Source organism: uncultured Xylophilus sp., assembly GCA_913776965.1.
GTDB lineage: Bacteria > Pseudomonadota > Gammaproteobacteria > Burkholderiales > Burkholderiaceae_C > Xylophilus.
Window position 1 is genome coordinate 1 of the sequence record CAJYQL010000092.1, and the last position, 6,767, is coordinate 6,767.

The following is a 6,767-nucleotide window of genomic DNA, read 5'->3' on the forward strand; positions in this document are numbered from 1 at the left end:
AGTTCAGACGTGTGCTCGTCCGATCTCGCCTGGCGCGCCGCGCAGGGCGAACAGGCTGGCCAAGCCGAGATGGGCGTGGCGGCCGGCGAAGGGATAGAGGAACAGGTGCCAGCCCTCGCGGGTGCGCAGCGTCTCGGCCAGCAGCGTGCCGGGCGTGGGGATGGCCGACCAGCGCTGCTGCACCTCCATCAGCGGCCTTACCGCGCGCATCTCGGGGCTGGCGAAGCGGTGGTCGTCGGCGAGGGCCAGCTGGCGCAGGGTGAAGTCGGCCAGCACGGTGGACAGCGGCATGCGGCTGCCGCCCCAGCGCGGCACGGTCGGCCGCTTGGGGCCGGCGCGTTTCACATACGCGGTCATGTCGCGGATCTCGACCATCTCCACCACAAGGCCGGCGAAGACGAAGCAGTCGCCGGGCGACAGGCGGGCGAGAAAGCTCTCCTCCATCGTGCCGAGCCGGGCGCCGTGCTGTATCTGCACCGCCATGGTGGCGTCGCTGACGATGGTGCCGATGTTGGCGCGGTGGCGGCGTGCCAGGCGGGCATCGGGCACGCGCCAGATGCCCTCCTCGTCCGGCACCACCCGGCGGTAGTCGGGGTACGCCTGCAGCGACGCGCCGCCGTGCCGCACGAAGTCCAGGCACCACTGCCAGATCTCCGCCGGCAGGTCGCGGTAGGCGGCGGTGCGACGCACCTCGTCGTAGAGCGCCTCGGGCACGAAGCCGCCGCCGAGCGCGACCGTCACCAGGTGCTGCACCAGCACGTCGACCGGCCGGCGCGGGCTGCTGCGCATCTCGACCTCGCCGGCCTGCACCGCGGCGCGGGCGGCGGCGGCCTCGACCAGTTCCAGTGTGTGGGTGGGGACCAGGGTGATGCGCGACGGCCGCCCCGGCGCATGGCCCGAACGGCCTGCGCGCTGCAGCAGCCGTGCCACGCCCTTGGGCGAGCCGATCTGCAGCACCCGCTGGACCGGCAGGAAATCGACGCCCAGATCCAGGCTGCTGGTGCAGACCACCGCGCGCAGCGAGCCGGCCTTCAGCCCCGCCTCGACCCATTCGCGCACGCCGCGGTCGAGCGAGCCGTGGTGGATCGCCAGTGAACCGGCCCAGTCGGGCCGCGCGTCGAGGATCGCCTTGTACCAGAGCTCCGCCTGCGACCGCACGTTGACGAAGACCAGCGCGGTCGTCGTCTCCTCCAGCGCCTGCACCACCTGCGGCAGCATGCGCAGGCCGAGGTGGCCGGCCCAGCTGAAGCGCTCGGACCGGTCGGGCAGCAGCGTGTCCACCACCAGCCGCTTCTCGACCTTGCCCTGCACCATCACGCCGTCGCCGTGGCCGAGCAGCGTGTCCATCGCCTCCGACAGGTTGCCGAGCGTGGCCGACATGCCCCAGATGCGCAGGGCCGGGCTCCAGCCCTGCAGCCGGGCCAGCGCCAGCTGCAGCTGCACGCCGCGCTTGTTGCCGATCAGCTCGTGCCATTCGTCGGCGACGACGAGCTGCACGGTACCGAGCACCTCCTGCGCGTCGGCGCGGGTGAGCAGCAGCGACAGGCTCTCGGGCGTGGTGACCAGCACCGTCGGCAGCCGGCGGGTCTGCGCGCTGCGTTCGGCGCCCGCGGTGTCGCCGGTGCGCGCGCCGGCCGTCCAGCGCGCCAGGCCGGCATGCACCGGCGCGAGCGCGTCGAGCGGCGCCTGCAGCGCCTTGAGCGTGTCGGCGGCGAGCGCCCGCATCGGCGTGATCCACAGCACGGTGAGCGGCACGCCCGGCGGCACCGCACGGCGGCGGGCGCTGGGCGGCGGCTCGGCCGGCGGCGGGATCGCGGCGAAGGCCTGCAGCGCGCCGAGCCAGACCGCGTAGGTCTTGCCGGCGCCGGTGGTGGCATGCAGCAGGCCGGAGCGGCCCTCGGCCATCGCCTTCCAGACCTGCTTCTGGAACGGGAACGGCTTCCAGCCCCGGCCAGCGAACCAGTCGGCGACGGCGCGGGCGGCGGGGCTGCCTTTCATCGGGGGCGGCTGGCGCGGCGGGTGACGGCACCGGCTGCGGCTGCGGCTGCGGCATCGGCACCGGTACAGGTACCAGCGCCGGCACCGATAGGGGCGTCGAATAGAATTTCAGAAGGAAATCCGGCTCCTGCACACGCCACATCTGCGCGAACAGCTATCTTTTCAGGAGCAAACGCCATCGTCACGGGTCCGAGTGCGGCAGCAGCGCCGCCAGCGTGTCGAGCGTGTCGGCTTCCTCCACCGGCTTGTCCTCGCGCCAGCGCAGCATCCGCGGGAAGCGCACCGCGATGCCGCTCTTGTGCCGGCCGCTGCGGGCGATGCCCTCGAAGCCGAGTTCGAAGACGAGCGTCGGTTTCACGCTGCGCACCGGGCCGAAGCTCTCGACGGTCGTCTTGCGGATCACCGCGTCGACCCGGCCCATCTCGGCGTCGGTCAGGCCGGAATACGCTTTCGCGAACGGCACCAGCGCGCGATTTTCGGCGCCGGGCGGGCCGTCCCACACCGCGAAGGTGTAGTCGCTGTACAGGCTGGCGCGCCGGCCGTGGCCGCGCTGGGCGTAGATCAGCACCGCGTCGATCGACAGCGGGTCGATCTTCCATTTCCACCAGGTGCCGACGTCCTTGGTCCGGCCGACGCCGTACTGCGCGGCGCGTGCCTTCAGCATCATCCCCTCCACCCCGAGCGACCGGGCCTGCTCGCGCTGGACCGCCAGCGCCTGCCAGCTGTCGCCGTGCAGCAGCGGGCTGGCGACGAGGGTCGGATGGTCGAGCGCAGCCAGCAGCGCGTCGAGCCGCGCGCGGCGCTCGTGCTGAGGATGCGTGCGCAGGTCCTCGCCGTCCTGCTCCAGCAGGTCGTAGGCGAGCAGAACGACCGGCAGCTCGCGCAGCAGCTTGGCGCCGAGCGTTTTGCGGCCGATACGGCGCTGCAGTTCGGCGAACGGCTGGGCGCGCCCGTCCCGCCAGACGACGATCTCGCCGTCCACCACGGTGCCGTCGGGCAGCGCCATGCCGAGCGTCTGCAGTTCCGGAAACCGGTCGGTCACCAGCTCCTCGCCGCGCGACCAGACCCAGGCCTGGCCCGCCCGGCGCACCAGCTGGGCGCGGATGCCGTCCCATTTCCATTCGATCTGCCAGTCGCCGGGCGGCCCGACCGCCTCGTCGAAGCGCTCCACCGGCAGGTTCAGCGGATGGGCGAGGAAGAACGGGTACGGATGGCCGCTGGTGCGGCGCGTCTGTTCGTCGTCGGACACCGGCGCGATCAGCCGCGCGTAGTCGGCCGCGGTCGGCTGGCCGCCGATGTGGGTGTAGCCGATCAGGCGCTGCGCGATCTGCTTGGCGTCCACCCCGCTCACCGCCGCGAGCGCCTGGGTCGCCTGCAGCCGCGACACGCCGACGCGGAAACTGCCGGTGATCAGCTTGAAATACACCAGCCGGTCGGCCGGATCGAGCTGCGCCCACTGCGCGCGCAGCACGCCGGGCAGCGCCTCAGGCGGCGTCTTGCGCAGCGGCAGCAGGTGCTGCTCCATCCACTGCGCCAGCTGCAGGTCGTGCGCCTCGGTCGGGGGCGGCAGCAGCAGCGCGATGGTCTCGGCCAGGTCGCCGACCGCGTCGTAGCTCTCGTCGAACAGCCATTCCGGCAGGCCCGCCGCATCGCGTGCGATCTCGCGCAGCAGACGGCTCGGCACCAGCTGGCGCGGCTTGCCGCCGGCGAGGAAATAGATCGCCCAGGCGGCATCGGCCGGCGGCGCGGCCTGCAGGTACTGCTGCAGCGCGGCCTGCTTGGCGAGGCTGGAAGTGGTGGCATCCAGCGCGCGGTAGAGGGCGGCGAAGGCCTTCATCGACGGGTGCGCGGTCGCCGCGGGGGGGCGGTGGCAGAGGAAGTCGGGGCGGCGGCGGCATGGCGGGGATCGGCCCGGTCGCCGGCGGCCGCCAAGTCGGCGACCGCGCCGCCCGGCTCGTCGGGTGCGGTCGCGGTGGCGTCCGGAGCGGGCTCCGATTCGACCGGCGACGCGTCGCCGCCCGGCTGGGCGACCGGCGGCGGATCGCCGGCACTAGGGCCGTCGCCCACGTCGGCAGGGGCGGACGGGCGTGCCGCCTCGTCGTCCTCGTCGCCGTACTCGGTCTTGAAGCCCTGGGCGTCCAGGCCGTTCTCGCGCAGCCAGCGCACCAGTACCGCGATGCTGCCGTGGGTAACGAACACCCGCTCCGCGCCGGTCGCGCCGATCGCCTTCTGCAGGCCGGGCCAGTCGGCATGGTCCGACATCACGAAGCCGCGGTCCACACCGCGCCGGCGGCGGGTGCCGCGCAGCTGCATCCAGCCGCTGGCGAAGGCGTCGGAATACGCGCCGAAGCGCCGCAGCCACGGTGTGCCCTGGACCGACGGCGGCGCGACGACCAGCGCGGTGCGCAGCATGGCGGCATCGACGCCCGGATCGGTCACGCGGTGGGTCGGCGGCAGCGCCACGCCGGCGGCGCGGTAGACCGCGTTGAGCGGCTCCACCGCGCCGTGCACGATGATCGGCCCGATGCTCGCATCGACGCCGTGGATGATCCGCTGCGCCTTACCGAAGCTGTAGCCGAGCAGCACCGAGGCGCGGCCCGCCACGGCGTTGGCCCGCCACCAGGCGTCGATGTCGGCGAACAGCACCGGCTGCGACGGCCAGCGGTAGATCGGCAGGCCGAAGGTCGATTCGGTGATGAAGGTGTCGCAGCGCACCGGCTCGAACGGCGTGCAGGTGCCGTCGTCCTCCAGCTTGTAGTCACCCGATGCGACCCAGACCCGGCCGCCGTGCTCGAGCCGCACCTGCGCCGAACCGAGCACATGACCCGCCGGATGCAGCGACACCTTCACGCCGTGGTGTTCGATCGCTTCGCCATACGGCAGCGTCTGCAGCGCGATATCGGCGCCGAGCCGGGCGCGCAGCGTGCCTTCGCTGTCGGTGTGCGCCAGGTAATGCGCATGGCCGGTGCGGGCGTGGTCGGAATGGGCGTGGGTGATGACGGCGCGCTCCACCGGCCGCCACGGGTCGATATAGAAATCGCCGGGCGGGCAGTACAGGCCCTCGGGCCGGGCGACGATCAGGTCCATCGGGTCAGGCACCCGGCGCGCGACCCGCAGGCACCACGGACAGCCGCAGCCCGTCCGGCAGCAGCCGGATCGGTCGCGCAGGATGGGTGGGGCGGGTAGGCATGGCGGGTCGTCTCCGGTCGGTCGTGGCCGCCATCTTGCGCCGCGGCTACCACCCGCTGGGAACAAAGCGCAACCGCACCCTGGAAACACAAAAGCCACCCGGAGGTGGCTTTCGTGGAGGGTGCAGGGGCCGCCCGCAGGCGGCCCGCACGCGTCAACGCTTCTGGCGGAAGCGACGCAGCGCGGCGATCTGCGCGGCCATCACGGCCAGCTCGGACTGGGCCTTGGCCAGGTCCACGTCGCTCTGCGCGTTCTTCAGGGCTTCCTCGGCCTCGGCACGGGCCTTGTTCGCCTTTTCCTCGTCCAGGTCCTTGCCGCGGATCGCGGTGTCGGACAGCACGGTGACCACGTTCGGCTGCACTTCGAGGATGCCGCCGGCGACGAAGACGAATTCCTCGTTGCCGTCGGCCGTCTCGATCCGCACCGTGCCCGGCTTGATCCGGGTGATCAGCGGAGTGTGGCGCGGGTAGATGCCGAGCTCGCCGGCCTCGCCGGGCAGCGCGACGAAGCGTGCCTCGCCGGAGAAGATCGACTCCTCCGCGCTGACCACGTCGACATGAATGGTGTTGGCCATCGGTCCGTCCTCAGGCGAGCTTCTTGGCCTTCTCGAAAGCCTCGTCGATGCTGCCCACCATGTAGAACGCCTGCTCCGGCAGATGGTCGGCCTCGCCGGCGACGATCATCTTGAAGCCGCGGATGGTTTCCGACAGCGGCACGTACTTGCCCGGCGAGCCGGTGAACACTTCGGCCACGTGGAACGGCTGCGACAGGAAACGCTGGATCTTCCGCGCGCGGGCCACGACCAGCTTGTCTTCCGGTGCCAGTTCGTCCATGCCCAGGATCGCGATGATGTCGCGCAGTTCCTTGTAGCGCTGCAGGGTGCCCTGCACCGCGCGGGCGGTGGCGTAGTGGTCTTCGCCGACGACGTTCGGGTCGAGCTGGCGGCTGGTGGAGTCCAGCGGGTCCACGGCCGGGTAGATACCGAGCGACGCGATGTCGCGCGACAGCACCACGGTGGAGTCCAGGTGGGCGAAGGTGGTGGCGGGGGACGGGTCGGTCAGGTCGTCGGCCGGCACGTACACGGCCTGGATCGAGGTGATCGAGCCGACCTTGGTCGACGTGATCCGCTCCTGCAGGCGGCCCATTTCCTCGGCCAGCGTCGGCTGGTAGCCCACGGCGGAGGGCATCCGGCCCAGCAGTGCGGACACTTCGGTACCGGCCAGGGTGTAGCGGTAGATGTTGTCCACGAAGAACAGCACGTCGCGGCCTTCGTCGCGGAAGGACTCGGCGATCGTCAGGCCGGTCAGGGCCACGCGGAGGCGGTTGCCCGGCGGCTCGTTCATCTGGCCGTAGACCATGGCGACCTTCGACTCCTCGAGCTGCTCGAGGTTCACGACGCCGGAATCGGCCATCTCGTGATAGAAGTCGTTGCCTTCCCGGGTCCGCTCGCCCACACCGGCGAACACCGACAGACCGCTGTGGGCCTTGGCGATGTTGTTGATGAGCTCCATCATGTTCACGGTCTTGCCCACGCCGGCGCCGCCGAACAGGCCCACCTTGCCGCCCTTGGCGAACGGGCA

The 6,767-nt window shown here is 71.7% G+C and carries 4 protein-coding genes and 1 pseudogene; all 5 read right to left on the reverse strand.

What is annotated here, in order from left to right:
- Window positions 1-45 precede the first annotated feature (45 nt).
- Window positions 46-1,998 (reverse strand): annotated as a pseudogene (locus QZ500_RS13470) (ligase-associated DNA damage response DEXH box helicase); the annotation flags it as partial.
- A 181-nt stretch (window positions 1,999-2,179) separates the two neighbouring features.
- Window positions 2,180-3,835, reverse strand: a complete 1,656-nt coding sequence (locus tag QZ500_RS13475) for an ATP-dependent DNA ligase (RefSeq protein WP_295855920.1) — start codon at window positions 3,833-3,835, stop codon at window positions 2,180-2,182.
- On the reverse strand, window positions 3,832-5,085 hold the full coding sequence (locus tag QZ500_RS13480; RefSeq protein ID WP_295855921.1) for a ligase-associated DNA damage response exonuclease: 1,254 nt from the start codon (window positions 5,083-5,085) through the stop codon (window positions 3,832-3,834). Before QZ500_RS13480 ends, QZ500_RS13475 begins: the two co-directional genes overlap by 4 nt.
- A 256-nt stretch (window positions 5,086-5,341) precedes the next feature.
- Window positions 5,342-5,761: a F0F1 ATP synthase subunit epsilon gene (locus QZ500_RS13485; protein WP_295855922.1), complete on the reverse strand. Its 420-nt coding sequence runs from the start codon at window positions 5,759-5,761 to the stop codon at window positions 5,342-5,344.
- Window positions 5,762-5,771: 10 nt separating this feature from the next.
- The coding region (gene atpD / locus QZ500_RS13490; protein WP_295855923.1) for a F0F1 ATP synthase subunit beta at window positions 5,772-6,767 on the reverse strand (996 nt) is incomplete at its 5' end.

Bases quoted from the DNA above. Each gene is read 5' to 3' on its own strand.
- QZ500_RS13475 (WP_295855920.1), bottom strand. From the start codon at position 3,835: ATGAAGGCCTTCGCCGCCCTCTACCGCGCGCTGGATGCCACCACTTCC.
- QZ500_RS13480 (WP_295855921.1), bottom strand. From the start codon at position 5,085: ATGGACCTGATCGTCGCCCGGCCCGAGGGCCTGTACTGCCCGCCCGGC.
- QZ500_RS13485 (WP_295855922.1), bottom strand. From the start codon at position 5,761: ATGGCCAACACCATTCATGTCGACGTGGTCAGCGCGGAGGAGTCGATC.